The organism is Micromonospora sp. Llam0 (assembly GCF_003751085.1).
Lineage (GTDB): Bacteria > Actinomycetota > Actinomycetes > Mycobacteriales > Micromonosporaceae > Micromonospora_E.
This window is the reverse complement of the sequence record NZ_RJJY01000001.1, coordinates 1,053,471-1,077,832: the sequence shown is the minus strand read 5'-3', so window position 1 is coordinate 1,077,832 and position 24,362 is coordinate 1,053,471. Positions and strand designations below refer to the sequence as shown.

Genomic DNA, 24,362 nt, shown 5'->3' with positions numbered 1-24,362 from the left:
CGATGGCACAACCTCTGCAAGCAGCCTGCCCGTCACGCAAAGTGAAGGTCTACAGTGTGCGCGTCTTACCGGCGTCCGCAGACCGGCAGACAGCGGTCAGCAATCGATCTCTTGCTCGACCTGTGCCACTTCCCCGGCGAGGCGCTTCGCCCCCGTTGAGTCGGCAATCTCTCGCGCCTCCGCGATCCACGATGCAGCGACGTCGCGGTCGCCCGCCGCGACATGGGTCGAAGCCAACTGGCAGACGTACCAGCCGATCCAGTCTGATCGGCGAACATCGCCTGAGAGCTGGTCGAGTCCGTCCGTCAGCAGGTCGGCCGCTCGGTCGAACCGGCGCAGGTACTGCTGTGCCAAGCCACGCTGCATCGAGAAGAAGGTCGGGTCGTAGAAGTACAACCAGTCCGGCTCCCGATCCCGTGCGTCAGCAGCCCGAAGCGCCAGCTCCTCAGCACGGTCAAGTTGCCGATCGGTACCTTCGGCGTCACCCAGGATCGCTAGTCCACGCGCCTCCTGCTGGGTCGCAAGCGCATGTACACCAGGACTCGCCGGTTGCCACACAGCAGCGCGAGAGAGTTCCACCATCGCAGCCGTCTCACCGCGGACCCATGCAAGGTGGCCACGCATACTCAGCACGGTGGCCGTCAGGTGCGGATTCCCTGCTTCCGTCGACCACTCCATCGCCCGGACGTACCAACTACGACCGGTAGCGTGGTCGCCAGTGGTCGCGGCGAGCCAGCCGCCGAACTGAGCCCACTGTCCAGCGACATCGACGAGCCGCGACCAGTGCTTGTCGTGCCGGGCACCGTTGACGAGTTGTTCGATGGCTGATAGTTGCGCAAGCACCGGTCTGACCACGGCCACTGACCCGACCACGTCTTCGAGACGCCGCTGATGAGCAAGCACCGCCGCCAAAGAGCCGATCGTTCCCGCGTCGATCCGACGCGGTTGGGTGATGGCAGCGCGGAGTCGCTGCTGCTCATCCCCCGACAGACCCGCCGGATCATCACGCACCATCCCGGCGAGATGTCCACCCGCGCCCAGCGCCTCATCGAGACGCACCATCAGATCCGGAGGCGGCGACTTGCGTCCCTGCTCGATGTCATGCAGGTGAGATCGGCTTGAGTACGCCCGCTTCGCAAGATCACGCAGGGAGAGGCCAGCCTGCTCACGAAGCGCACGCAGGGTAGCTGGCAGACGTGGATCGACAATCCGCGGCATGACGGTCACCACCAAGATCGAAAACGTCGGCGGCCTCCGTAAGTAGATATCCACAACCGCCACCAACCCAGACGATACCCCCGACGGGGCTCGCCGGACGTACCCGCGAGGCGTCAGCGGAAACGCCTAATCCGAATCCCTGGCGGCGGTGTACCGATCGCTTTGGCTCCCCCACGTAGGTCTACCGCCAGCTTTCGACCCGCAAGTGGTGCGAGGTCGACGGAAGACAAGAGCACATCCAACTGACGCAACCTTGGCAGTGATGCGAGGGGGCGCAAACCGTTCGCCTCACCTTGAACCCCAATCTCCAATCGACGAAGGGCAGAAAGATCACCCAACGATGTCAAATCCTTAACCCCAGTTGCACCGAGGTAGAGATACTCCAGTTCGACTAGATTCCGCAAGGGTGAAGCTTCACTCAGCCAACCACACTCCCACAGGTCCAGACTCTTCACTCGCGGCACAGTTTCAGTCAGCGCCGAGAGTCCACCGACAGGTTCCAGGGAACCTGTTACAGAAAGGCCGTAGAGGCTCTTTAAACCCCGAAAGGTGAGACATCAACTCGACCCAGCAAATGCAGACTAGGACTCCGCCTAGATTAACCAAAGACGGAAGTTCGAAAACAAAGTTTACATCCGTCAGCCCAGATTTATACAAATGCAAGGAGGCCAGGCCCACCAACTGCCTCAAGGGTGAAAAATCTAGCTCTCCCGAAAGATCAATGAGCACCCGGCGAGATAAATTCGGGAGGCCACAGAGAGGGGTGAGATCGACATTCATCGGCGATGCTGACAGGTCAAGTTCATGAAGTTTCCCATGCTCCACGAGCTCAACCAACTCCCCCAAGAAGCCACCATTTAGAGTCAAGGAAACGAGGCCCGGCACATCGCGTAGCTGCCCGAGTTTGACCAGGTAAGGCAGACGAATCGTCGTGAATTTGTGATTCTTAAGAGATGTAAGCCAGGGCAGCAAGGACGAGTCCAAGACCTGCACATGACCATTGTCGAGCGGGGCCTCGGCGAGGATATTCTGGGCGTACTCCTTTGAGTCGAAGAACGACCAGACCGAGATGAGTTCCCGTTGCACTCGAGGACGCGCCTCCATGACGAAGCCAGCCAGGAAGTCCGGGGCACCGGGTCCGTTGATCAGAGCTGCCGTGCGGGTCAACGCGGCGGCCTGCGCCTCGGTAAGTTGGCCGGGGCCAGACGGTAGTTCGCGAGCAGCGGTTCCCCGACTCCGGCGAGTGACTGTAGGCGAATTTCCGGCGCAGGACACTAGCCCAGGTCCATCACCGGCATTCCCCGCCGACGTCGAGGTCCACCACCGCCCTGGTTTGGGTGGGGCCGATGGTGAACGTCGCCGTGCTGCCGCCGACGCTGACGGTGTAGTCGCCGAAGAAGCCCTCGATCGCGACGGTGCCGTCGGCACCGGTGCGCATCGCTGTCGGCGCGAGCCACCACTCCCCCTTGATGAGGGCTTCGAGCGCGTCGTACGACGGCTTGCGGCTGCCATCGGCGCGGATCAGCCCCGCCGGTGCGCCGAGCCACGCGCCGTTGTCGGTGAGGCCCCAGTAGGTGACGGACTGGACCGCCGGGTGTGCGACCAGCGACCTGTAGTGCCGCACGATCTCGTCGGCCTGCCGCGCCTCGCCCTCCGGGGTCGTCGGCCATTCCGGGGTCTGATAGTCGTTGAGGTCTTCGATCTCGGGTGGCATGAGGTGGCCGGAGACCAGCGTGGTTTCGGTCATGTGCAGCGGCAGGCCGTACCGGGCGAACCGGTCGAGCGTGTGGCACATGTACTCTTCACCACGGTACCCCTGGTGCATGTGGGTTTGCAGCCCGATCGCATCGACGCGGATACCGGCTTCGAGGACTTCCTCGATGAGGCGTTCGTATGCCGAGGTAAGGTCGAAGTCGTTGAGCACCAGCGTGGCCGCAGGGTTGGCCGCACGCGCCTCCTCGAACGCCATCCGCACCATGTAGATCCGGCCACGGGCGTGGGCGAGCGGGGTAATCGCGTTCTCCCCGTTCTCGAAGACCGGCATGATGACGGCCTCGTTGATGGCGTCCCAGACGTCGATGGTGCCGGCGAACCCGCCGACCACGTCGCGGATCCGGGCACATAGCAGCCGTTCGACCTCGTCGAGGTCGAGGCCGAGCAGCCACGGCGGCTGCACGGTGTGCCAGACCAACGGATGGCCCTTGACCGTGACGCCGCGCTCAGCGAACCACCGCGCCGTCTTCGTAAGCCGTTCCGCGTCCGTGGCGCCGCGCCAAGGCTCGTAGCTGCCCCAGTAGAACATCAGCGTCGCGGTGTTGAACAGGTTGAGCCATAGGCCGCCCAGCTGCTCAAGGGCGGTGTGGTCGGCGCCGCCAGGGCCCATGACGGCCTCCGGATGGGGGCCGCCGACCAGCTCGACGAAGTCGACGCCAATGTTTCCGAACGCGAACGCGTGCCGCTGCTGGGCTACCGTGACGGCTTGATCGGCCAACAACCGCCCGTCACGCCCGCGGACGGTGAGCGTCACGCTACCGGTACGGTGTCGCATCTGTCCCTCAGACATGGCATGTAACTGTATCGCGCCGGTACGGCTCGCGGTGGTGGTCGATGACCGTCCAGTGTCCTGCGCCGGAAATTCGCCTACAAAACTGGGCGAGTGACTCGAGGATCTCCTCGGCGGTCTTGGTCCAGGTGAACGGTCTCGGGTTGGTGTTCCAGTCGGCGATCCAGGAACGGATGTCGGCTTCCAGGGCTTGGACGCTCTTGTGGACGCCGCGCCGGATCTTCTGTTCGGTGAGGTGGCCGAACCAGCGTTCGTCGGGTAGCCCCGGCGCATTGCTGCGCCGGGGCCCCCTCAGAACCGGCCGTGCCCGCTTTCCGGGCAACCGGCTCAAGCAAGCCCTGGAGGCTCGCGGGTGGGCGGAAGTGCTGGGCTGCCGTTGCTGGTGGTCCGGCGGTGGCAGTGGGTGTGTATGAGGCGGTTGGCGACGCGTTCGTCCGGTGTTCCCGCTCCCCAGACGGTGACCGCGTGTCTGCGGACCGCTCTGCGGGTGGCGGTGAGCCATTGTTCCCACTCACGTGGGCTTCGCGGCTCGTGGTCGGCGTGCAGCAGCAGGTCTCGGCAGATCGGACACCGGCCGTGCTGGGCTCGCAGGAGCCGTTGCGTGGTGATGTCCACCGGGAGATTGCTGCGGCGACGCCGCCGGGTCCAGTAGTCGGTCAGGGTCGGGTCGTCGGGTGACGCCGTCCCTGCGACCATCCGGTGCCGGACAATCGGAGTCCAGGCGAACTTGCGCAGGTAGTAGCCGGTTTCCCGGCTCCCGAATACCCACCTGTCACGCCGGGACGAGTTGAACTCGCCGAAGTACCGGGCTACCACCCAGCGTCTCGGCTTGTTCGCGTGGGTGAACCTGGCCCACTTGTAGACCAGTTTCCACGCGTGGGCGTCCAGCGCGTTGAACACGCGTTTGGACACCCCGATCCGGTAGTAGGCGCACCATCCGTTGATGATCGGGTTGAGCTTGCCGATCATCGCGTCGGCGTTGGACCCGCGCAGGGCCCGCACCTCCACGGACAGGCGTCTGCGGATCCGTCGCACCGCGTCGTTACTCGGCTTGGTCAGCAGCTTGCCGTTGGGGTAGCGGCGGATGTTGAACCCCAGGAAGTCCACGCCCTCGGTCAGGTGCGTGATCCGGGTCTTGTCCTCGTTGAAGACCAGACCCCTGGGCGCCAGCCATCCGGCCAGTGCCGCCTTGACCTGTTCGGCCTGCTCACGGGAGTGACACAAGGCGATCAGATCGTCGGCGTAGCGGACCACGACCGGGCAACCGTCCATCGTCTTCCCGGCACGGGTGCCGGTGACGTGGTAGCGGACCCCGGCCGCAACCTCCATGCCGTGCAGAGCAACGTTCATGAGCAACGGACTGATCACCCCGCCCTGGGGAGCGCCCTCCCCGGTGGGGGTGAACCGGCCGTCCTCGACCACGCCCGCTTTCAGCCACTGCCGGACCAGTCCCCGTCCGGGGAACCAGCCCAGCGACCGGCAAATGTGGTCGTGGTCGAGCCGGTCGAACGCCGCCGCCAGGTCGGCGTCGAGCACCCACAGCCGTTTGGCGTCGGTGCGGCTCGACGTCGTGTGGATGGCCACGATGGCGTCGTGGCAGCCACGACCCGGTCGGAAGCCGTAGGATTTCGGCTCGAACCGGGCCTCCCATTCGGGCTCCAACGCGTTCACCGTCAGGGCTTGCAGCGCCCGGTCAGCGATCACGGGAATCCCGAGGCCGCGACGGCGGCCGTTGCTCTTGGGCACATACACGCGCTTGACCGGCAGGGGAGTCCACGGCTTGGCGTCGTTCTGGATCCAGTCGGCCAGTTCGGCCTTCTGCTCCCCAGTCACCACGACCTGCCGGTCCACCCCGGCCGTCCTGCGACCAGCATTGCGCTCCGTCACCCGCCGCACCGCCACCACGGCGTTGCTGCGCGAGCGGAGCATCAACTTCTGCAAGTTCCGGACCTTCTTCAGGTCCCCGTCCCGCGACGCCGCGAAGATCCGCTGCCGTAGCCGCCGTACGTTGTCCTCGCAGGTCCGCCAGTCGATGGCGTCCCAGCCAGCAGGATCGTCCTCCGGTCCGTTCACGTCGAGAGCCGCCATCGCCAAAGCGAAGGCATGAGCTGTCATCGTGTCTAACTTGCCCTTCGGTTCCGAAGCTGTGGTCAGCAGTAGCTCCGCAGGCTCACCCGACCCGCGTCAGCGCCCTTTCAGGCCAGGGCACATGCCCTTATCCGGCCGGTTATCCGGCGACCGCTGGCGGAGGAGCCAGCATCACCGCCGCCGGTTTCCCGCTGCCTTTCGGCCACCGGCATTCGCTTCTCGGGTCGTCCTGCGCCCGCTGGGACATCGTCCGCCCTCACAGGCGGCCTACCAGCCGAATCACTGTCCGTCTGGACCCCATCGGGGTTGTCACGTTCCGCATGAGACAGATACGACCGGGTAGGGCGCCCTCTGAACCCCGGGGACGGTGGTGCGCTCCCGCCCGGCTAGATTCCTCCGAGCGGCACCTGCCGCCTTGCAACGGCTGGCCCCTGTCTCCCGCTGGCGCGTCCCATCGAGCGGAAGTGCCTATGACGAGGCGTCATCGAGGGTTCACTTGCGTTCACCCGTCCGGTCTTCCCCAGCCGGTAACCCCTGGATGGAACAGGAGTCCTTGGGCCCTTCCCCGGGCTTCGCACCCCGCGGTTACCCGCGACGCACGCCGAGGCGGGGACGGTCCTTGCGCACGGGACCGGACACTACATCCGCGACGTCACGCCGCACCCCCTTCGATGAGTGTCGCTGTACTCATGCGACTTGCGTGTCGCACCACCATATTCAGCCAGGATGCGTGTTTCGGGGTGTAGGTCACGGTGAAGCGCGGGTGCGCGGCCAGCCAGGCCCGGGTGGCTTTCGAGGTGTGGCTGGAACCGTTGTCCAGGACCAGGTGGACACGCAGGTGGTCGGGCGTGTCCCGGTCGATGTCGGTGAGGAACGCGAGGAACGTCTCCGAGTCGTTGCGGTCGATGATCTTCGGCCGGACCGTGCCGTCGGCGATGGTGAACGCGGCGAACAGGCTGGTGACGCCGTTGCGGGCGTAGTCGTGGGTGCGGCGTTCCGGCATGCCGGGCATCATCGGCAGCACCGGCTGGGATCTGTCGAGGGCCTGGACCTGGCTCTTTCTCGTCGACGCAGAGCACCACGGCCCGCTCGGGCGGGTTGTGGTACAGCCCGACCACGTCGACGACCTTCTCGATGAACAGCGGGTCGGTGGACAGCTTGGACGTGTCGGCACGGTGGGGCTTGAGGCCGAAGTCGCGCCAGATCCGCCCGATCGTGGACTTCGACAACCCGGACCTGTCCGCCATCGACCCGCGGGACCAGTGGGTGGCGTGACGTGGAGTCTGTTCCAGGGTCGCGACCACCACATCCTCGACCCGGTCAAGGCTGATCGACGGCGGGCGGCCCGGCCGTTCCTCGTCCACCAGGCCGTCCAGGCGTAGTTTCAGGAAACGCCGCCGCCACTTACCCACAGTCGACAGATGCACGCCGAGACTCGACGCGACGTCAGTGTTCGACGCCCCTTCGGCGCACGCCAGGATGATCCGTGAACGCATCGCCAGAACCTGTGACGACGTCGCCCGCCGTGACCAGCGGGTCAACGTCGCCCGTTCTTCGTCGGTCAGCGTCAGCGGCGGGGTGGGACGACCAGTTCTCGGTATCCCCCCACCCTACCCACTTATCAGGCGAATTTCCGGCGCAGGACACTGGCCGCCCGTGCCCCGTACCAACGCTCCATCGCCGACCTGCGGGCCGAAGGCGTCCGGGTCATCTCCGGCCCGGACGACGACTGGACACCACACCCACCAGGCACCAGGCACCGGCACCGGCACCGACCGACCGACCGTGTTCCCGTGGAGGAAGGCGTTTCAGCTCGCCACGCAGACGCGCCCGAAAAGGTTGAGCAGTTGACGACGAACGCGGTACCGCTGGCGCGATGAGGTCAGCCCTGCCAGACGGCTTTGACGTTGCAGAACTCGCGGATGCCGTGCACCGACAGCTCCCGGCCGTACCCGCTGGTCTTGATGCCGCCGAACGGCAGCTCCGGGTAGGACACGGTCATCCCGTTGACCGTGACGCTGCCGGCCGCCAACTCATCGACGCAGCGGCGCTGCTCGGCCGGGTCGCCGGTCCACACCACCGAGCCGAGCCCGAACGCGGTGCCGTTGGCCACCTCGATCGCCTCGTCGAGGGAGTCGACCGGGTAGATCACCGCGACCGGGCCGAACGACTCCTCGGCGTACAGCCGCATGGTCGGGTCGACGCCGGTCAGCACCGTCGGCGGGTAGAACCAGCCCGGCCCGTCCGGCAGTTTCGCGCCGGTCAGCACGGTCGCTCCCCGGGCCACCGCGTCGTCGACCAGGTCGGCCACGTCCTGCCGGGTCTGCGCGGTGGCCAGCGGCCCGACCTCGGTCGCCGGGTCGGCCGGGTCACCGACCACCAGGGCCGCCATCCGGGCCACGAACTCGCCGGTGAACTCGTCGAGCACCGCCCGGTGCACGATGAACCGTTTCGCCGCGATGCACGACTGCCCGTTGTTCTGACAGCGGGCCCGCGCGGCGACCGCCGCCGCCTGCGGCACGTCCGCTGACGGCAGCACGACGAACGGATCCGAGCCGCCCAGCTCCAGCACCGTCTTCTTCAGCGCCTGCCCGGCGGCGGCGGCCACCGCCCGCCCGGCCGCCTCACTGCCGGTCAGGGTCACCGCCGCCACTCGGTCGTCGCGGATCACCCGGTCCACCGCCGACGCGCCGATCAGCAGGCTCTGGAACGCCCCGGCCGGGAAGCCGGCCCGGGTGAACAGCTCCCCCAGGTAGATCGCGGTCTGCGGCACGTTGGAGGCGTGCTTGAGCAGGCCGACGTTGCCGGCCATCAGCGCCGGTGCGGCGAACCGCAGCGCCTGCCACAGCGGGAAGTTCCACGGCATCACGGCCAGCACCACGCCGAGCGGTTCGTAACGCACGTACGCGCTGCGCGCGCCGACCGCCGCCGGGTCGACCGGCTCGTCGGCGAGCATCCGTTCGGCCTGGTCGGCGTAGAACCGGCAGCCAGCCGCCGACTTGCGCACCTCGGCCAGCGCCGCGCCGATGGGTTTGCCCATCTCCAGGGTCATGGTGGCGGCCAGGTCGGCGCCGTCGGCGTCGAGCAGGTCGGCGGCGGCCCGCAGCCAGGACGCCCGCTGGGCGAAGCTGGCGGCCCGCATCGGCGGCCGGGCGGCGTCCGCCGCCGCGAGGGCCTGCTCGATCTCGTCGTCGCTCATCGACGGGTACGTGCGTACGGTCTCGCCGGTGGCTGGGTTCACGGTGGCGATGGGCATAGTCAACGGTTCCTGTTCGTCGTCGGGTTCGTCGTCGAGCGAGAGGTTTCCAGTTCCGCGCGTACGGCACCGAGCAGCGCGTGGGCGGCGGCCGGTGTGATCCGCGCCGGGTCGTGCACGATGCCGACGGTGCTGACCGCGCCGATGGCCAGCATCGGCTGACCACTGTGGCGCACCACGGTGGGTCGCTCGACGGGCGCTCCGACGCTGACCACCGCCGCCAGCCCGGCCGGCAGCTGCGGAACCTCGTGCAGCAGGCCGGCGGCGGCGCTGTCGCACAGCGCGACCGCCGGTGCCGGTTGGTCGCCGGCGGTGCCGGACGGCCCCTCGGTCAGGCCGTCCGGGTCGGCGAGGCGGCGGGCGAGGGCCGCCGGGTTGAGGTCCCCGGCGTCGGGCAGCACCCGTACGCCGCGCCTGCCGTCCGCGCCGTCGACGAGCACCGCCAGGTGCCGTCCGTCGGCGTCGGCCAGCGGGGTGCGGCGCAGCGCCCGCAGCAGCGCGACGGCGGCGAGCGGCCCGACCGGACGATCGTCGACGACGCCGAGCTGGGCTTCGACCAGCGCGGCTGCCACCGTACGGCCGGAGCCGGCCGGCGGCACGACGGCGGTGGTCGGTACGGCGGCGGCCGCAGCTGCCGACGGGGTGACCGGCCGGCCGGCGGCGGCGAGCACGTCGGCGGGGCGTACCCGACCGGCCGGGCCGCTCCCGCGCAGGCCGGCCAGGTCGACGCCGTGTTCGCCGGCGAGCCGCCGCACCCGGGGGCTGTGCTGCTGGCGGGTCACGACTGCAGCGCCTTCTCGATGGTCTGCCCGATGCTCTCCACCGACGGAATGACCAGGTCCTCCAGCGAATCGGCGGACGGCAGCGGAATGTGCGGGGTGGTGATCCGCTGGACCGGCCCGTCCAGGTCCCAGAACGCCTCGTCGACGGCGATCGAGGCGATCTCCGCGCCCCAGCCGAGCAGCCGCGGGTTCTCCTCGACGGTGAACAGCCGCCCGGTGCGGTGCACCGAGTCCAGGATGGTGGTCATGTCCAGCGGCACCAGCGACCGGACATCGATGACCTCGACGTCGATGCCCCGGCCGGCGAGTTCGTCGGCGGCCTGCAGCGCCCTGGGCACCATCAGGCCGAGGGCGACGACGGTGGCGTCCCGGCCCGGCCGGCGGATCTTCGCGGTGCCGAGGGTGTCGACGATCTCCCCGTCGGGCACCTCGGCCCGCCCCGAGTACAGTCCCTTGTGTTCGAAGAACAGCACCGGGTCGTCGCTGCGGACGGCGGCGGCCATCAGGCCGACCACGTCGGTCGGGGTGGACGGGCTGACCACCTTCAGACCGGGTACGGCCATCGCCCAGTTCTCCACCGACTGCGAATGCTGGGCACCGAACCGCAGACTACCGCCGTTGCCGGACTTGATCACCAACGGCAGGCTGACCTGGCCGTTGGTCATGTACCGGGTCTTGGCGATCTGGTTGACCACGATGTCCCAGCAGACCGCGAAGAAGTCGGAGAACATGATCTCGGCGACCGGGCGCAGCCCGGTCATCGCCGCACCCATCGCCGCACCGAGGATGGCCTGCTCGGAGATCGGGGTGTCGACGACCCGGCGCGGCCCGAACCGGTCGAGCAGCCCGGCGGTCGTCTTGAACACCCCGCCGGCACCGGCCACGTCCTCGCCGACCAGCACCACCCGCTCGTCGCGGTCCATCTCCTGGGCGATGCCCCGGGCGACCGCCTCCCGGTAGCTCAGTTGCGCCATGACGATCCTCCATCCGCCCACAGCTCGGTCATCGCGCTGCCCGGTGGGGGCAGCTCACCGGCGCTGGCCTGCTCGGTCGCCTCGTCGACCGCGTCGGCCACCTCCTTGTCGATCCGGTCCAGCTGCGCCGGGTCAACGCCGAGACGCCGCAGCCGGCCCCGGTAGATCGCCACCGGGTCGTACGCCTGCCAGGCCGCTACCTCGGCCGCCGGCCGGTACTTGCCCGGGTCGGCGCGGGAGTGCCCGCCGTGGCGGTAGGTGACCGCCTCCACCAGCGACGGTCCCGCACCTGACCGGGCTCGGGCCAGGGCGGCCACGGCCGTCTGGTAGACCTCGTCGGCGTCGTTGCCGTCGATCTCGATCGGTGTCATCCCGTACGCCGCCGCCCGGTCGGCGGCCGGCCGGCGCACCGCGGTGATGTCACTGGTGACCGTGTACTCCATGTACAGGTTGTTCTCGCAGACGAACACCACCGGCAGCCGGTAGACGGCGGCGTAGTTGAGCGCCTCGTGGAACGCCCCGATGTTGGTGGTGCCGTCGCCGAAGAAGCAGACCGCCACCTGCCCGGAGCCCCGGTACTGGGCGGACCAGGCCGCGCCGTTGGCGATCGTCAGGTGCGCGCCGATGATCGCGTACGAGCCCAGCATGCCGTGCTCGACGCTGGTCAGGTGCATCGAGCCACCCTTGCCGCCGAGCAGGCCGTTGGCTCGGCCGAGCAGTTCGGCCAGCACCGGGGTCATCCCGACGCCCCGGGCCAGGGTGTGCGCGTGACCCCGGTAGGTGGCGAAGCTGTAGTCGTCGGGGCGCATCGCCACACCGAACCCGGCGGCGATCGCCTCCATGCCCAGCGACAGGTGGCTGGTGCCCTTCACCAACTGTTGCATGAACAGGTCGTACGCCCGTTTCTCGAACTGGCGCATCTCCTGCTGACGCCGGTACAGGTGCAGCCGGGTGTCCAGGTCGATCGGCGCGCTGTCGTGCCGGGTCACGTCGCCCGGCGGCAGGACGGCGTCGTGCTCACCGTACGGGTGGTGCTGCAGTGGCAGGGTCATCGGTCCGCTCCGTCCTCGCCGGGCCGGTTGTTGACGTGCGACTGGCTGTGCCGCTGCAGCGGCAGCGCACCGCCGGTGGTGAAGTAGCGCTGGCCGGCGACGAGCAGTTGTTCAGCCGGAAACTTGGTGATCACCTCGGCGCCGTCGGCGGTAACGACCAACTCCTCCTCGATCCGGGCGGCGCCCCAGCCGTCGGCGGCCGGCCAGTAGGTCTCCAGCGCGAAGACCATGCCCTCCTCGATCACCTCGGGGTGCTCCAGTGAGACGAGCCGGCTGAAGATCGGCTTCTCCCAGATGGACAGGCCGACGCCGTGGCCGTACTGCAGGCCGAACGCGGCCTCCTCGTCGGCGAAGCCGAACTCCTGCGCGGTCGGCCAGACCGAGACGATGTCGGCGGTGGTCGCACCCGGCTTGACCAGCTCGATCGCCCGGTCCATGTAGTCGCGGCAGCGCTGGTAGGCGTCGACCTGCGCGCGGGAGGCGCTGCCCACCGCGAAGGTGCGGTAGTAGCAGGTGCGGTAGCCCATGAAGCTGTGCAGGATGTCGAAGAACGCCGGGTCGCCGGGGCGGATCAGCCGGTCGCTGAACACGTGCGGGTGCGGCGAGCAGCGTTCCCCGGAGATCGCGTTGACCCCTTCGACGTGTTCGGAGCCGAGGTCGAACAGCTTCTTGGCGACCAACCCGACGGTTTCGTTCTCCCGTACGCCGGGGCGCAGGAACGCGTACAGGTCGTCGTAGGCGGCGTCGACCATCGACGCGGCCGTGGTGAGCAGGCTGATCTCGTCGGGGGTCTTGATCCGCCTGGCTTCCAGGAAGATCTGCTGGCCGTCGACGACCTCGATGCCTCTGGCCTGCAACGCGGTCAGGATGGGCAGTTCGAGCAGGTCGACGCCGAGCGGAGCGTCGGTCAGTCCGTACCGGTCGAGTTCGGTGTAGATCTTGTCCGCGACCGCCTCGGCGACGCCGGCGTCGGGGTGGAAGGCGCCGCGCAGCACCGAGATGCCGGCCCGCGCGCCACTGGTGCCGGCGGCGACGCCGCTCGCGTCGCGGTAGTCGAGCCACGGCGCGTACAGCTCGTGGTGGCGGGCGGCGGAGCCGAAGTCCCACAGAACGGGCTCCCCGCCGCGCGGCAGCAGCGCGAACCGGATCAGCTTGTCCATCGCCCAGGTGCCGATGTGGGTGGCGGTCATGTAGCGGATGTTGTGGAAGTCGAAGGTCAGCAGCGCCCCGACCGAGGACGCGTCGAGCTGGCGGCGCAGCCGCGCCAGCCGCTCGCGGCGCAGCCGGGCCGGGTCGACCCGGGCCTCCCAGTCGACGACGTTCAACCCGAAGGTGGCGGTGCTCATCAGGTGTTCCTCTCGTGCGGCTGGGGGTCGTCCAGCGACGGTGACTGGTGATCGGCCAGGCCGGCGGCGGCGGCCTGGATCTCGTAGAGGGCGAGCAGGTCCTTCTCGCCGTGCCCGTGGCCGATGGCCTGCTGCACCAGCTGGTGCACCATGGACACCACCGGCATCGGCACCTGGTGCTCGCGGGCGGCGGCCAGGCCCAGGTCGAGGTCCTTGCGCAGCAGTACGCCGGTGAAGGTGGGCGTCCAGTCCCGGTCGGCCAGATCGGGGGTACGCTGGCGCACCCACTCGGAGCCGACGACGGCGTTGCCGAGGAAGTCGAGGAACGCCCGCCGGTCGGTGCCGGCCTTCTCGACCAGGGTGGTCACCTCCACCAGTGCCTGCGCCAGCGCGCCCAGGTAGAGGTTGTGGGCCAGCTTCACCAGCCGGGCCTGTTCCCGCTCCCCGGCGTGCACGACGATCCGGCCGACGGCCCGCAGCAGCGGCTCGACGTCGGAGAAGGTGTCCGCCGGCCCGGAGGCGACCAGGCAGGCCCGCCCGGAGCCGACCACCTCCGGGTTGCCGCTGATCGGCGCGGCGAGGAACGCCACGCCGGCCCGGGCGCAGAGCTCGCGGGCGGCGGCGGAGGCGTCGACCGCGACGGTGGAGCAGTCGACCACGGTCCGCAGTCCCCCGTCGGCTGCGGACAGCAGCCCGTCGCCGGGGTCGAGCACGGCGAGCAGGTCCTCGGAGGAGGACACCGAGACGAACACCACCGGGCAGGCGGCCAGTTCGGCGAGCGTCGCCGCGCGTACCGCTCCCTGCCCGACCAGCAGGCCGGCCTTGGCCGCAGTGCGGTTCCAGACGGTGACCTGGTGGCCGGCGTCGATCAGCCGCCGCGCGATGGCGGTACCCATCCGCCCGGTGCCCAGTTGGCCGACCCTCATCGCGGAGCCGTCCCGGTGTCGGCCGGCCCGGTCCCGCCCGCGCGCGGGTCGACCCGGACTCCGGCGCAGAGTTTCCGGTCGAGGTACTCCCAGTCCCGGTTGAACCGGTACGAGTGCTGGGCGGGCGGCTGCGGCGACTGGGTCTCGATCCACCGGGTCCGCCCGTCGGTACGGTTGTAGAAGGCGTGGTCGCAGCCGGAACCGGTCCACAGCACGTCACCGGGTTCGAGGCTGAGTTCGACGCCGCCGCCCACCACCGCCTCGGTGCGCCCCTCGGTGAACACGTACGCCTCCTCGAACGGATGGTCGTGCGGGTGGGCGACGGCGGTCGGCTGGTACTCGACCATGAACATGGTGTGCAGCTGCGCGCCGACCCGCTGGTCGGCGAGCATCCGGATACCGATGCCGCTGTACGCGAGCAGCGCGGTGGCCATGCTGGCGGACACCTCCGGGGCGTTCGGGTCGCTGCCCCGCGCCAGCCGGCTCAGGTCCATCGAGGAGCTGTCGAAGCGGAAGAAATGCCGGTTGCGGGGGTCGCGCAGGTCGACCCCGCCGGGCTCGCCGCCGAACTCGCCGCCGGTGAGCTCATCGGGGACGAAGAAGGTGTCCCGGCGGTGGTCGCCGGGCAGCAGCCGCACCGGCGCGGACATCTCCAACCACCGGGCACCGGCGCGCCCGGCGGTGAGCCGGTGCGCCACCGCCACCGGCACCAACGCGCAGTCGTCGGCCCGCAGGGTCAGCCGCTGGCCGAGCATGGTCAGGGTCAGTTCACCGGACCAGATCCACAGACTCTTCTCGTACGAGTGGACGGTGGCCGCGATGGCGCCGCCCGGGTCGAGGATGCCGGTGCTCATCGTCATGTGGTGCGAGCCGGTCTCCCGGCCGATCAGGTCCTGGCGGCGGAAGCCGGTGCTGTGCCCGGCGTACCCGGGCGGGATGACCGCCCCCTCGTCGTCCATCCGGGTCACGTGGTACATGTGCTGATCCCCGTACATGTGCTGATCCCCCTTCTTCGTACGCGGGTCTGCCGGCCCCGGTCGGGCCTGCCGGCCTCAGCCGGCGGCGAGCGCGACGACGGCCCGCCGACGCCGCCGGTTGCGCAGCAGCGGCAACGACGCGGCGGCCACCACCAGGACGCCCTGGATCCAGAACTGCCAGGCAAGGCTGAACGACAGGAAACTGATCGCGCTGGTGACGGTCTGCAGGAACAGGGCGGCAGCGACGGTGGCCAGCGCCGAGCCGGAGCCGCCGAAGATGCTCGCCCCGCCGAGCACCACCGCCGCCACGGAGGCGAGGGTCAGCGCCTGGCCGACGGCGGCGTTGCCGACCCCGGTCTGCGCATACAGCACCACCCCGCCGAGCGCGGCCAGCGCGCCGGCGATGGCGTACCCGGTGAGTTTGGTCCGGATGGTGTCGACGCCCATCCGCGCGGCCCGCACCGGGTCGGAGCCGGTGGCCCGCAGCGCCCGGCCGAGGCGCGAGCGGCGCAGCAGCAGGTGCCCGGCGACGCCGGCGGCGACCGCCACCAGGAACGTCAGCGGTACGCCGGCGATCGTGGTGCCGAGCAGGGTCCGCAGCGCGCCGCTGGCCGCCCCGCCGGGCAGCGGCCGCAGCAGCTGCGCCATCCCGAGTACGCCGATCCCGGTGATCAGCGTGGCCACCACCGGGGGCAGCCCCACGGCGGTCACCAGGGTCCCGTTTATCAGGCCGACCAGGATGCCGGCGCCGACAGCCGCGACGATCCCGATGGCGAAGGCGGCGGGTGCGCCGTCGGCGAAGAACGACACGACGACCACCGCGACCGCCACCGTCGAGCCGACCGACAGGTCGATCCCGCCGGTGATGACGACGACCAGTTGGGCGAGACCGACCAGGGCCAGCGACGCGGCGGCGACCAGCAGTTGCTGCAGGCTGATCAGGCTCAGGAAGGCCGGCGACGACGCGGCGGTGACCGCTGCGCCCACGACGGTCATCGCCAGCACCGCCAGGGTCTGCGTCTCGCCGCCGAACAGCCGCCGCCGGGGCGGGCGGGTCCGGTTGGCGCCGTGCTCGACCGCCGCTTCGGTGGCGAGTACGGCGGCGCCGGTGACGTGCCGTTCGGAGAGGGTGTCGGCGGCCAGTTCGGCCTGCACCCGACCCCGGGAGAAGACCAGCACCCGGTCGCAGAGCCCTTCCAGCTCGACCGCGTCGGTGGACAGCACCACCACGGCGGTGCCGCGCGCGGCCAGCTCGCGCAGCACCCGGTAGATCTCCACCCGGGCGCCGGCGTCGACACCCTGGGTGGGGTCCTCGACCAGCAGTACGGCGGGCTCGCCGAGCGCCGCCCGGGCCAGCAGCGCCTTCTGCTGGTTGCCGCCGGACAGCGCGCCGACCGGGCTGTCCAGGGTGGCCGTCTTGACCCGCAGCGACGTCACCGCGGCGGCCACGGTCTGCCGCTCCGCGCCCCGCCGGGGCAGCACCTTGCCGATCGACACCGCCGGCAGGTGTGTGGCGGCCACGTTCTCCCGGACGCTGAGCTGGCCGAACATCGCTTCGGCGAGCCGTTCGCCGGAGAGGAAGACGATGCCGTGGCGGGCAGCGGCGGCCGGCCCGGTCAGCCGTACCGGTCGGCCGTCGACCGCCACCCGGCCGCTCGCCGGCACCAGGCCGGCGAGCGCCCGCAGGAACTGCCGCTGCCCGTTGCCTTCCACCCCGGCGAGGCCGAGGATCTCACCGCGGTGTACTCCGCCGTTGACGCCCCGGAACCCGGTGCCGGTGAGACCGTCGAAGGTCAGCAGCGACGAGCTGGCGTCGGTCCGCCCGGCTGTGGGCAGGTCGGCTGTGGGCAGGTCGGCTGTGGGCAGGTCGGCTGTGGGCAGGTCGGCTGTGGGCAGGTCGGCTGTGGGCAGGTCGGCTGTGGGCAGGTCGGCTGTGGGCAGGTCGGCTGTGGGCAGGTCGGCTGTGGGCAGGTCGGCCTTTGGCGGGAAGGTGGTCTCCAGCGAGCGCCCGACGATCAGCTCGACGATCTCCTCGTCGGTCTGTGCCCCGACGTCGCCGCTGTCGACCACCCGGCCGTCGCGCAGCACGGTGAGCCGCTGCGCGATCTGGCGGATCTCCGGGATCCGGTGGGTGATGTAGACGACCGCTCCGCCGGCCGCGACCAGCCGGCGGACCTGTTCGAACAGCCATTCGGTCTCGTCCGGCCCGAGTGCCTCGGTGGGCTCGTCGAGGACGAGCACCTGCGGTTCGCTGCCGAGCGCGGCGGCGATCTCGATTAGGTGCGCCTGGCGTGGGGTGAGGTCGGCGACCAGGGTGGCGGCGTCGATGGGCAGGCCGAGTTCGTCGAGGTGGCGGCGGGTCCAGGCGGCCACCTGGTCGACGCCGGGCCGGACCCGCTCGGGCAGCAGCATCAGCATCGACTCGGCGACGGTGAGGCTGCCGACGAGCACCGGCGTCTGGTAGACCAGCGCCAGGCCGTCGGCACGGGCCAGCGCCGGGGTCAGCCGCCGGTGCTCCCGCCCGAGCAGGGTGATGGTGCCCGAATCGGGGGCCACCGCGCCGGCGGCGACCCCGACCAGGGTGGACTTGCCGGCCCCGTTCTCACCGAGGACGGCGTGCACCTCGCCGGCCCGCACGGTCAGGTCGACCCCGTCGAGGGCGCGTACGCCCGGATAGGTCTTGACGATCCCGCGCAGGGTCAACACGGTGTCGTGGCGGACCGACGTCGTCATCGCGGTCAGCCCTCGAACAGCGCGGCGAGGTCGTCGGCGGACAGCTGCGACGAGGGTGAGGCGCCCGGCGGCAGCGCCGGCTGGCAGGCGTCGGCGGGGGTGACCGCGCCGTCGGCTGCTCCGGTGGAGTCCTCGTAGAGGCTGAGCTGGATCAGTGACGGTTCCTGGTTGTCCAGGCCGTTGATCTGCGCGAGCGCCTTGCGCAGCCCGACCCGGCCGATCCAGGTACGGGCCGACACGGTGGCCAGCTCGAAGTCCGGGTTGTCGGTCTTGGCGTCGTCGAACAGGCAGCTCAGTTCGTTGTCGTCGGTGGTGGCGATCGGCACCAGCGGCCGGCCGGCGCTCTGGAACGCCCGGATGGCGCCCATCGTGGCGGTGCCGTAGTCGCTGATCACGCCGTCGATCTGCGGGTACCTGGCGAGCAGGCCGGCCATCGCCTGCTGGGTCATCGCCGGGTCCCAGTTGGTGGTGACCGGTTCCGGGGTCAGCACGTTGATCTGCGGGGCGGTGGCGAAGACCTCGTTGATGCCTTCGAGTTCCTGCTGGCTGACCGCGTTGCCGGCCGGGCCGCCGAGCAGGACGACGTTGCCGCCCTCGGCACCCAGCCGGTCGACCATCCACTGTGCCCACAACACGCCGTCGTGCCGGGTGTCCCAGTCGACGTAGTCGAAGTAGTCGGTGCCGGGCGTACCGGTCGGGTCTGCGCCGATCGGGACGACGACCACACCGGCGGCGTGGGCGGCCTGGATCGCCGGCAGGTGCGACGCGCCCGGTCCGGCGGACGGGACGACGAGCAGGATGTCGACGCCCTTGGCGGTCATGCCGGTGATCGCCGACAGGGTTGCCTGCAGGTCGCCGCGGCCGGCGGCGTACTCGACGCCCTCGATCGCCGGGCACTTCTGGGCCTCGTCCTCGACCTCGGCGCGCAGGATCCGCGACCACGAGTTGGTCCCGAAGCCGTCGACCAGGCCGACGGTGACCGGTTCGTCGCCGCAGACCTCGCTCATGTCGATCAGGTCGGACAGCGGGCCGGTGTTGCCGATGGCGACGGTGCCGCCGTCGGTGCCGGTGTCCTCGTTCGGGGCGGCGGTCGACGAGCAGGCGGTGACGGTGAGGCAGGCGGTGGCGAACAAGGTGACGGCTGCGGACCGCCGGTGGCGGCGCAGGTTGGTTGTTCGGATCATCGGGATTCTCCTGACTTGATGATGGATCAGGATCATGAAATAGAGTGAAAATTCATCTTGATATGGCCGCAATGGGCCGGCCGACGGAGGTCTCCACCGACGGGGTCGGTTCGTCAAGGTAGGTCTTTGTCCGCTGGTCCGGTCGCGCTACCCGCTGGTCCGTCTGATCGCCCGTTGGCGCAGTCGCGCCGCGAGGCTGAGTTGGACCACCACACCCACGCCGATGATCACGGCCTGGACGATGTTCTGGATCGCGGCGGTCTGGCTGTACGTCTGCACGAGTTGGCTGAGCTGGCCGAGGAACAGCGCGCCCAGGGCGGTGCCGACGAGACTTCCCCGGCCGCCGGTGAGCGCGGTGCCGCCGAGCACGACGGCGGCCACCGACGGCAGCAGGTAGCTGTCCCCCGCGCTGAGCGTGGTGGTGCGCAGGAAACCGGCGAGCAGCACCCCGGTGGCCCCGGCGAGCAGCCCGGACAGCAGGTAGGCGGCGACCGTGTAGCGCCGGGTGTTGATGCCGGCCGCGTGCGCGGCCCGCCGGTTCGCGCCGACCAGCTCGAACCGGCGGCCGATCACGGTGGTCTTGAGGACGAGTTGGGCGACGACGACCAGTGCCACCGCCAGGTAGAGCAGGTTGGGCAGGCCGAGGGTACGGCCCACCGCGAAGCCGGCGAACGACTCGGCGACCTGGGCGCTGTAGCCGCCGGACAGGTACTGCACGAAGCCGAGCAGCACCGCGTTCATCGCGAGGGTGACGACCAGTGCGGGCAGCCCCAGGTAGGTCACCACGAGCCCGCTGGCCAGTCCGGCGACCGCCGCGACGAGCAGTGCCAGCCCGATCGCCGGGGCGAGCCCGAGAGCGTCCGCGCCGCCGTAGCGGGCGACGACGAGCGCGCCGAGGGCGATGCCCCCGGCCACCGACAGGTCGAGGCCGGCCTGCTGCACGACCAGGGTCTGGCCGAGTGAGACCACCATGGTCAGCGCGGCGAACGGCAGCATGGCCAGCAGCGCCGTACTGCCGACACTGGCCGGCGAGATGATCGCGCTGGCGGCGAAGAGCACCACGACCGCGGCCAGGGCGCGGCTCGCGGGCCAGCCGGCGAGTTGCACCCGCAGCGGGTCGGCCAGCCGCACGGCCGGTGTCGTCGGTGTCGGCGGTGCGCCCGCCACGGTCTGGATGCTCATGCCAGCAGCAGCTTCGGGTCGGGCTGCCAGCCGCCGCCGATCTCCGCGCCGTCGAGTGAGGAGATGACGTGGTCGCGGGAGGCTTCGGCGAGACCGCGCAGCCGGTCGAGGTCCACCCCGACGAGTTTGCCGTCGCGCTTGACGAACCGGCCGGCCACCAGCACGTCGCGGACCATTCCGGGGTGGGCGGCGTAGACGATGGAGGCGACCGGGTTGTTCATCGGCATCGTGGCGAGCGTGTCGCCGGCCAGGATCACGATGTCCGCCGCCTTGCCGACCTCCAGCGAGCCGGTCACCGCGTCCAGCCCGTTGGCCCGCGCGCCTTCGATGGTGGCGAAGCGCAGCACGTCGGCGCAGGACAGCCGGACCCGCTCGGGGGCCTCGCCGGCCGCGACCGCGGCGCTGTTGTCGGTGGCCCGCTGCACGGCGAGGGCGGTACGCATGGTGGTGAACATGTCGCCGCCGATGGAGCTGCACACGTCGACCGACAGTGACGGCCGTACGCCGAGGTCGAGCAGCCGCCCGGTGGCCGGCCAGCCGTGCCCCATCTGCATCTCCACGTCGGGGGCGATCGACGCGGTGCCGCCGGTGTCGGCGATCAGCCGCAGCTCGTCGTCGGCGAGCGTGTTGCAGTGCACGTAGGTGACCTGGTCGCTGAGCAGACCCTCGCCGTTCATCTGGTGGATCGGTTTGATCTTGCCCCAGTGTCCGTCGCCGACGTGCACCGAGATCCGCAGGTCGAGTTCGCGGGCGAGCTGGAAGTCGCCCTTGGTGACCTCCAGGGTGCTGAACTGCGGTCCGCGCAGCGCCAGCCCCATGGTGACCAGGCCGGTGTTGTCGGCGAACCGGCCGGCACGCAGCCGACGTACGTCGGCCTCGGGGTGCGGGACCGGTGAGGGCATCTCCCCGCCCCACTGCTGTGCGCCCCCGCCGTGGGCGAACACCGCGCGGAGTCCGGCGTCGGTGAGGGCGTCGACGGCGGCGTCGGCGTGGTCGGGGGTGAACAGGTTGTGTGACCAGTCGAGCAGGGTGGTGACGCCGGCGTCGAGCGCTTCCAGCGCGCCGATCAGCGTTCCGGCGTAGGTGTCCTCGGGCCGGAAGTAGCGGCTCAGCCCGATGTGCAGGCCGACCAGGTACTGGTCCAGGGTCCAGTCCGAGGCGATGTTGCGGACCACCGCCTGCCAGGTGTGCCGGTGGGTGTCGACCAGACCGGGCATGACGATGCGCCCGGACACGTCCACCCGCTGTGCGTCGCCGGCGGGCAGGTCACGGCCGATGGCCGTGATCACCCCGTTGTCGATCAGTACGTCCGCCGGCCAGAGCACCTCGTCTGACCCGGCGCACGTGACAACTATTCCTCCCGTGAGCAGGACGCTGCCTGTCATCGGTGCCGTCCCTTCGTCGAACTACGTGAACGTCTTGAAACTCAGGTGACTCGTCCAGGAAATGTGTCTGCCCAGGATGAGACGCACACCACGCCGGTGTCAAGCCTCAATCAACACTTCGTTCAACAACACTCACCGAAATCCCGACATCAGCTAGCCGACACCGGGCGTGATCGGGTAGATTCACAGAGATCTACTGATTGGGCTGTTTGGGGTGGCTTGACATTGTCTGAGGCGGAAGACCTGGGTGGGCGGATCCGCGCTGCCCGCCAGGCACGCGGTATGTCGCTGCGGGCGCTGGCCAAGAAGGTCGGCGTCTCGGCGAGCATGCTCTCACTGGTGGAGACGGGCCGGTCCCGCTCCTCGGTGAGCACGCTGTACGCGATCGTCGAAGCTCTCGACATGTCGATGGTCGACCTGTTCGACACCCCGCCGTCGCCGAACGGTTCCGCACCGGTTCCCGCCGCCGCCACCATCGAGGCCCGGCTGGACTCCGAGGTGGCGATCGTGCGCCGCGACCAGGGACGACGGATCGAAATGGACAGCGGTGTCGTCTGGGAGCAACTCGGCCCGGCGACCGGGTCCGGCACCGAGTTCCTGCGGGTCACCTACCCGCCGGGAGCGAAGTCCAGTGTGTCCGGCCGGTTCCAGCGGCACACCGGCCACGAGCACGCCTACATCATGGACGGTGAGCTGACCTGCCAGGTCGGCTTCCAGGAGGTCGTGCTCGGCACCGGGGACAGCATGGTGTTCGACTCGTCCCGCCCGCACCTGCTGGAGAACCGCAGCGACCAGGACGTGCACGCGATCTGGTTCATCGTGCGCCCCCGGCCCGACTCCGGACCGTGAGCGTCGGACGCCCACCGACGGTCACGCCACTGCGGCTTCAATCCGCGCCACCGCGCTCGCGACGCCGTCCTCGGCCGTGATCAGCCGCCCCAACCACGCCGCCGCCTCCTGGACATCGGCGTCGGTGGTGACCTGCCGGATCGCGGCGGCGAGCCGCTGCACGGTGAGCGTGGACTGCGGCACCGGGGCGCTGCCCGCGCCGAGCGCGGCGACCCGCCGACCCCAGAAGAACTGGTCCAGGATGAACGGGCAGATCACCGACGGTCTGCCCGCGCGCAGCGCCGCGGCGGTGGTGCCGGCTCCGCCGTGATGCACCACGACGGACACCCGGGGAAACAACCAGTCGTGCGGAGCCTGGGTGATGGGCAGGACGGTGTCCGGCAGGTCCGCCGCGTCCAGTCCGCCCCAGCCGGTGGAGACGATGCCGCGTACGCCGGCCAGGCGCAACGCTTCGGCGACGGCGCGGGTGAGGCGCTGCGGGTCGCGCCCGGCCATGCTGCCGAAGCCGACGTACACCGGTGGGTCGCCGGCGTCGAGGAAGTCGACCAGCTCGGCCGGTGGCTGCCAACCGGTGGCGCCGTCGAGGAACCAGTATCCGGTGAGCTGGGCGTGCCCGGGCCAGTCGGCGGGGCGCGGCAGGACGTGGCCGCTGATGGCGTGCAGCACCGGGATCGGTCGCCCGTCGGGCAGCCGGGTGGCCAGGGCCGCGCCCCTGGTCCTGCCCAGCCCCAACGTCTCCTCCCGGAAGGTGTTGACCATGCCGTCGTACATCCGGTAGCCGGCACCGGCGAGCCGGTAGGTGAACCGGTTGTACGGGCGACCGAGCGGCAGCGCGGGCATGCCGATCATGGGGAAGTCGCCGGTCGCCACGGACATCGGTACGGCCAGCGCCTGCACCGCCGGCACGCCGAGTTTCTCGGCGACGTGCGGGCCGGCCAGCGCCTTGGGATGGTAGACGATCACCTCCGGGTCGGCCTGGCGGGCCGCCTGCCAGACGTCGGCCAGCAGCCCTCGGTTGATCGGGTTGGCCTGCCGGGCCAGTCTGATGTTGGTCTTGATCGAGCCGAGAAGTCCGGTGGTGTCCTCCATCGCGGCGCGGCCCGCCGCCGAGTCGAGCAGTTGCAGGATCTCGTCGCCGAGGTGGCCGTACGCCACGCCGTGGTCGGTGACGAAGGACCGGAACCTGGCGCAGGTGGCCAGGGTGACGTCGTGGCCGGCCGCCCGCAGCCCGGTGCCGAGCGCGAGATACGGCTGGACATCACCGCGGGATCCGACGGTGACGATCAGGACCCGCACCGTCACACGTCCCTTTTGGTCTGCCGGCGGAACTCCTCCATCAGGGCCGGCACCCGTTCGATCATGAACGTGTAGAAGTCGCGGGTGCTCCGGAGCCGGTCCGCCTCCGGGGCGTCCGCGTCGCCGACGAGGTCGATCCCGCGCTGCATCAGATCGGCGAAGGTGCGCATCTTGTCGGTGGGGTCGATCGCCCGGGCGAAGGCGTCCGGCTGTATCTCGTACGCGTGGCCCCGGCCGCTGGTCGGCACCCGGCGCACCATGCCGGACTGCTCCAGCGCCCGCATGCCGGCCGAGACGGAGGCCTTGGACAGCCCGACCGCCTGGCACAGTTGCGCGGTGGTCTGGCCCGGCGGGTCGCAGATGAGCAGCCAGCCGAGCAACTTGCCGAAGGCAGGGGTGGTGCCCATCTGAGCGAGGGCGACACCGACCTCTTCGGCGTACCGCCGCCCGGCGTCCGGGTCCACGCGCATCTCCTTCGGCACCGGGGACGCCCCACCACGGGACATCATCATCACGAACGTTCAGGACTTCCCGAACGTCAACGGTAACAC

General features: G+C 70.0%; 20 protein-coding genes and 1 pseudogene. 1 reads left to right on the top strand and 20 read right to left on the bottom strand.

Going from position 1 to position 24,362, the window contains the following annotated elements:
- Window positions 1-96 precede the first annotated feature (96 nt).
- The 18 genes and pseudogenes from EDC02_RS04915 to EDC02_RS04840 all read right to left on the bottom strand — a co-directional run bounded on the left by EDC02_RS04915 (window position 97) and on the right by EDC02_RS04840 (window position 21,666).
- Window positions 97-1,281: a helix-turn-helix domain-containing protein gene (locus EDC02_RS04915; protein WP_148083327.1), complete on the bottom strand. Its 1,185-nt coding sequence runs from the start codon at window positions 1,279-1,281 to the stop codon at window positions 97-99.
- 405 nt (window positions 1,282-1,686) lie between these two features.
- Complete coding sequence (locus EDC02_RS39455; protein ID WP_148083326.1) at window positions 1,687-2,385, bottom strand: hypothetical protein; 699 nt, start codon at window positions 2,383-2,385, stop codon at window positions 1,687-1,689.
- A gap of 121 nt (window positions 2,386-2,506) precedes the next feature.
- Window positions 2,507-3,781, bottom strand: a complete 1,275-nt coding sequence (locus EDC02_RS04910) for an endo-1,4-beta-xylanase (protein WP_123600920.1) — start codon at window positions 3,779-3,781, stop codon at window positions 2,507-2,509.
- Window positions 3,774-4,112, bottom strand: a complete 339-nt coding sequence (locus EDC02_RS40715) for a hypothetical protein (protein WP_199757508.1) — start codon at window positions 4,110-4,112, stop codon at window positions 3,774-3,776. The genes EDC02_RS04910 and EDC02_RS40715 overlap by 8 nt, the downstream gene beginning before the upstream one ends.
- Window positions 4,109-5,896: a group II intron reverse transcriptase/maturase gene (ltrA, locus tag EDC02_RS04900; protein ID WP_123600919.1), complete on the bottom strand. Its 1,788-nt coding sequence runs from the start codon at window positions 5,894-5,896 to the stop codon at window positions 4,109-4,111. The genes EDC02_RS40715 and ltrA overlap by 4 nt, the downstream gene beginning before the upstream one ends.
- Before the next feature lie 625 nt (window positions 5,897-6,521).
- On the bottom strand, window positions 6,522-6,872 hold the full coding sequence (locus EDC02_RS41310; protein ID WP_233605742.1) for a transposase: 351 nt from the start codon (window positions 6,870-6,872) through the stop codon (window positions 6,522-6,524).
- A gap of 43 nt (window positions 6,873-6,915) precedes the next feature.
- A pseudogene (locus EDC02_RS42675) lies at window positions 6,916-7,365 on the bottom strand (IS630 family transposase); the annotation flags it as partial.
- Window positions 7,366-7,751: 386 nt separating this feature from the next.
- Entirely contained in the window at window positions 7,752-9,125 is a 1,374-nt protein-coding gene (locus EDC02_RS04890) for an NADP-dependent succinic semialdehyde dehydrogenase (protein WP_123600918.1), read from the bottom strand.
- A gap of 2 nt (window positions 9,126-9,127) precedes the next feature.
- Window positions 9,128-9,907: an E3 binding domain-containing protein gene (locus tag EDC02_RS42670; RefSeq protein WP_199757506.1), complete on the bottom strand. Its 780-nt coding sequence runs from the start codon at window positions 9,905-9,907 to the stop codon at window positions 9,128-9,130.
- Window positions 9,904-10,881, bottom strand: coding sequence for an alpha-ketoacid dehydrogenase subunit beta (locus tag EDC02_RS04880; RefSeq protein WP_123600917.1), 978 nt, complete (start codon window positions 10,879-10,881; stop codon window positions 9,904-9,906). The genes EDC02_RS42670 and EDC02_RS04880 overlap by 4 nt, the downstream gene beginning before the upstream one ends.
- Complete coding sequence (locus tag EDC02_RS04875) at window positions 10,869-11,933, bottom strand: thiamine pyrophosphate-dependent dehydrogenase E1 component subunit alpha (RefSeq protein ID WP_123600916.1); 1,065 nt, start codon at window positions 11,931-11,933, stop codon at window positions 10,869-10,871. The genes EDC02_RS04880 and EDC02_RS04875 overlap by 13 nt, the downstream gene beginning before the upstream one ends.
- Window positions 11,930-13,279 (bottom strand): Xaa-Pro peptidase family protein, encoded by a 1,350-nt coding sequence (locus tag EDC02_RS04870; protein ID WP_123600915.1) that lies wholly within the window; start codon window positions 13,277-13,279, stop codon window positions 11,930-11,932. Before EDC02_RS04870 ends, EDC02_RS04875 begins: the two co-directional genes overlap by 4 nt.
- The gene (locus EDC02_RS04865; RefSeq protein ID WP_123600914.1) at window positions 13,279-14,205 is read right to left on the bottom strand and encodes an NAD(P)-dependent oxidoreductase; all 927 of its coding nucleotides are present in this window, start codon (window positions 14,203-14,205) and stop codon (window positions 13,279-13,281) included. The genes EDC02_RS04870 and EDC02_RS04865 overlap by 1 nt, the downstream gene beginning before the upstream one ends.
- Window positions 14,202-15,200: a cupin domain-containing protein gene (locus tag EDC02_RS04860; RefSeq protein ID WP_123600913.1), complete on the bottom strand. Its 999-nt coding sequence runs from the start codon at window positions 15,198-15,200 to the stop codon at window positions 14,202-14,204. Before EDC02_RS04860 ends, EDC02_RS04865 begins: the two co-directional genes overlap by 4 nt.
- A 57-nt stretch (window positions 15,201-15,257) precedes the next feature.
- On the bottom strand, window positions 15,258-17,915 hold the full coding sequence (locus EDC02_RS04855; protein WP_123600912.1) for an ATP-binding cassette domain-containing protein: 2,658 nt from the start codon (window positions 17,913-17,915) through the stop codon (window positions 15,258-15,260).
- Window positions 17,916-17,920: 5 nt separating this feature from the next.
- Window positions 17,921-19,099, bottom strand: coding sequence for a substrate-binding domain-containing protein (locus EDC02_RS04850; protein ID WP_123600911.1), 1,179 nt, complete (start codon window positions 19,097-19,099; stop codon window positions 17,921-17,923).
- A 147-nt stretch (window positions 19,100-19,246) separates the two neighbouring features.
- Window positions 19,247-20,281, bottom strand: a complete 1,035-nt coding sequence (locus EDC02_RS04845; RefSeq protein WP_123600910.1) for an ABC transporter permease — start codon at window positions 20,279-20,281, stop codon at window positions 19,247-19,249.
- A complete protein-coding gene (locus EDC02_RS04840) occupies window positions 20,278-21,666 on the bottom strand; it encodes an amidohydrolase family protein (protein WP_123600909.1) in 1,389 nt (462 codons plus the stop codon). Before EDC02_RS04840 ends, EDC02_RS04845 begins: the two co-directional genes overlap by 4 nt.
- Before the next feature lie 225 nt (window positions 21,667-21,891).
- Between EDC02_RS04840 and EDC02_RS04835 the strand changes: the two genes are divergently transcribed.
- Entirely contained in the window at window positions 21,892-22,515 is a 624-nt protein-coding gene (locus tag EDC02_RS04835; RefSeq protein ID WP_148083325.1) for a helix-turn-helix domain-containing protein, read from the top strand.
- Window positions 22,516-22,536: 21 nt separating this feature from the next.
- Here EDC02_RS04835 and EDC02_RS04830 read toward each other — a convergent pair whose 3' ends face one another.
- A complete protein-coding gene (locus tag EDC02_RS04830; protein WP_199757505.1) occupies window positions 22,537-23,817 on the bottom strand; it encodes a glycosyltransferase in 1,281 nt (426 codons plus the stop codon).
- Window positions 23,814-24,275: a GbsR/MarR family transcriptional regulator gene (locus EDC02_RS04825; protein WP_123604505.1), complete on the bottom strand. Its 462-nt coding sequence runs from the start codon at window positions 24,273-24,275 to the stop codon at window positions 23,814-23,816. The genes EDC02_RS04830 and EDC02_RS04825 overlap by 4 nt, the downstream gene beginning before the upstream one ends.
- Window positions 24,276-24,362: the final 87 nt, after the last annotated feature.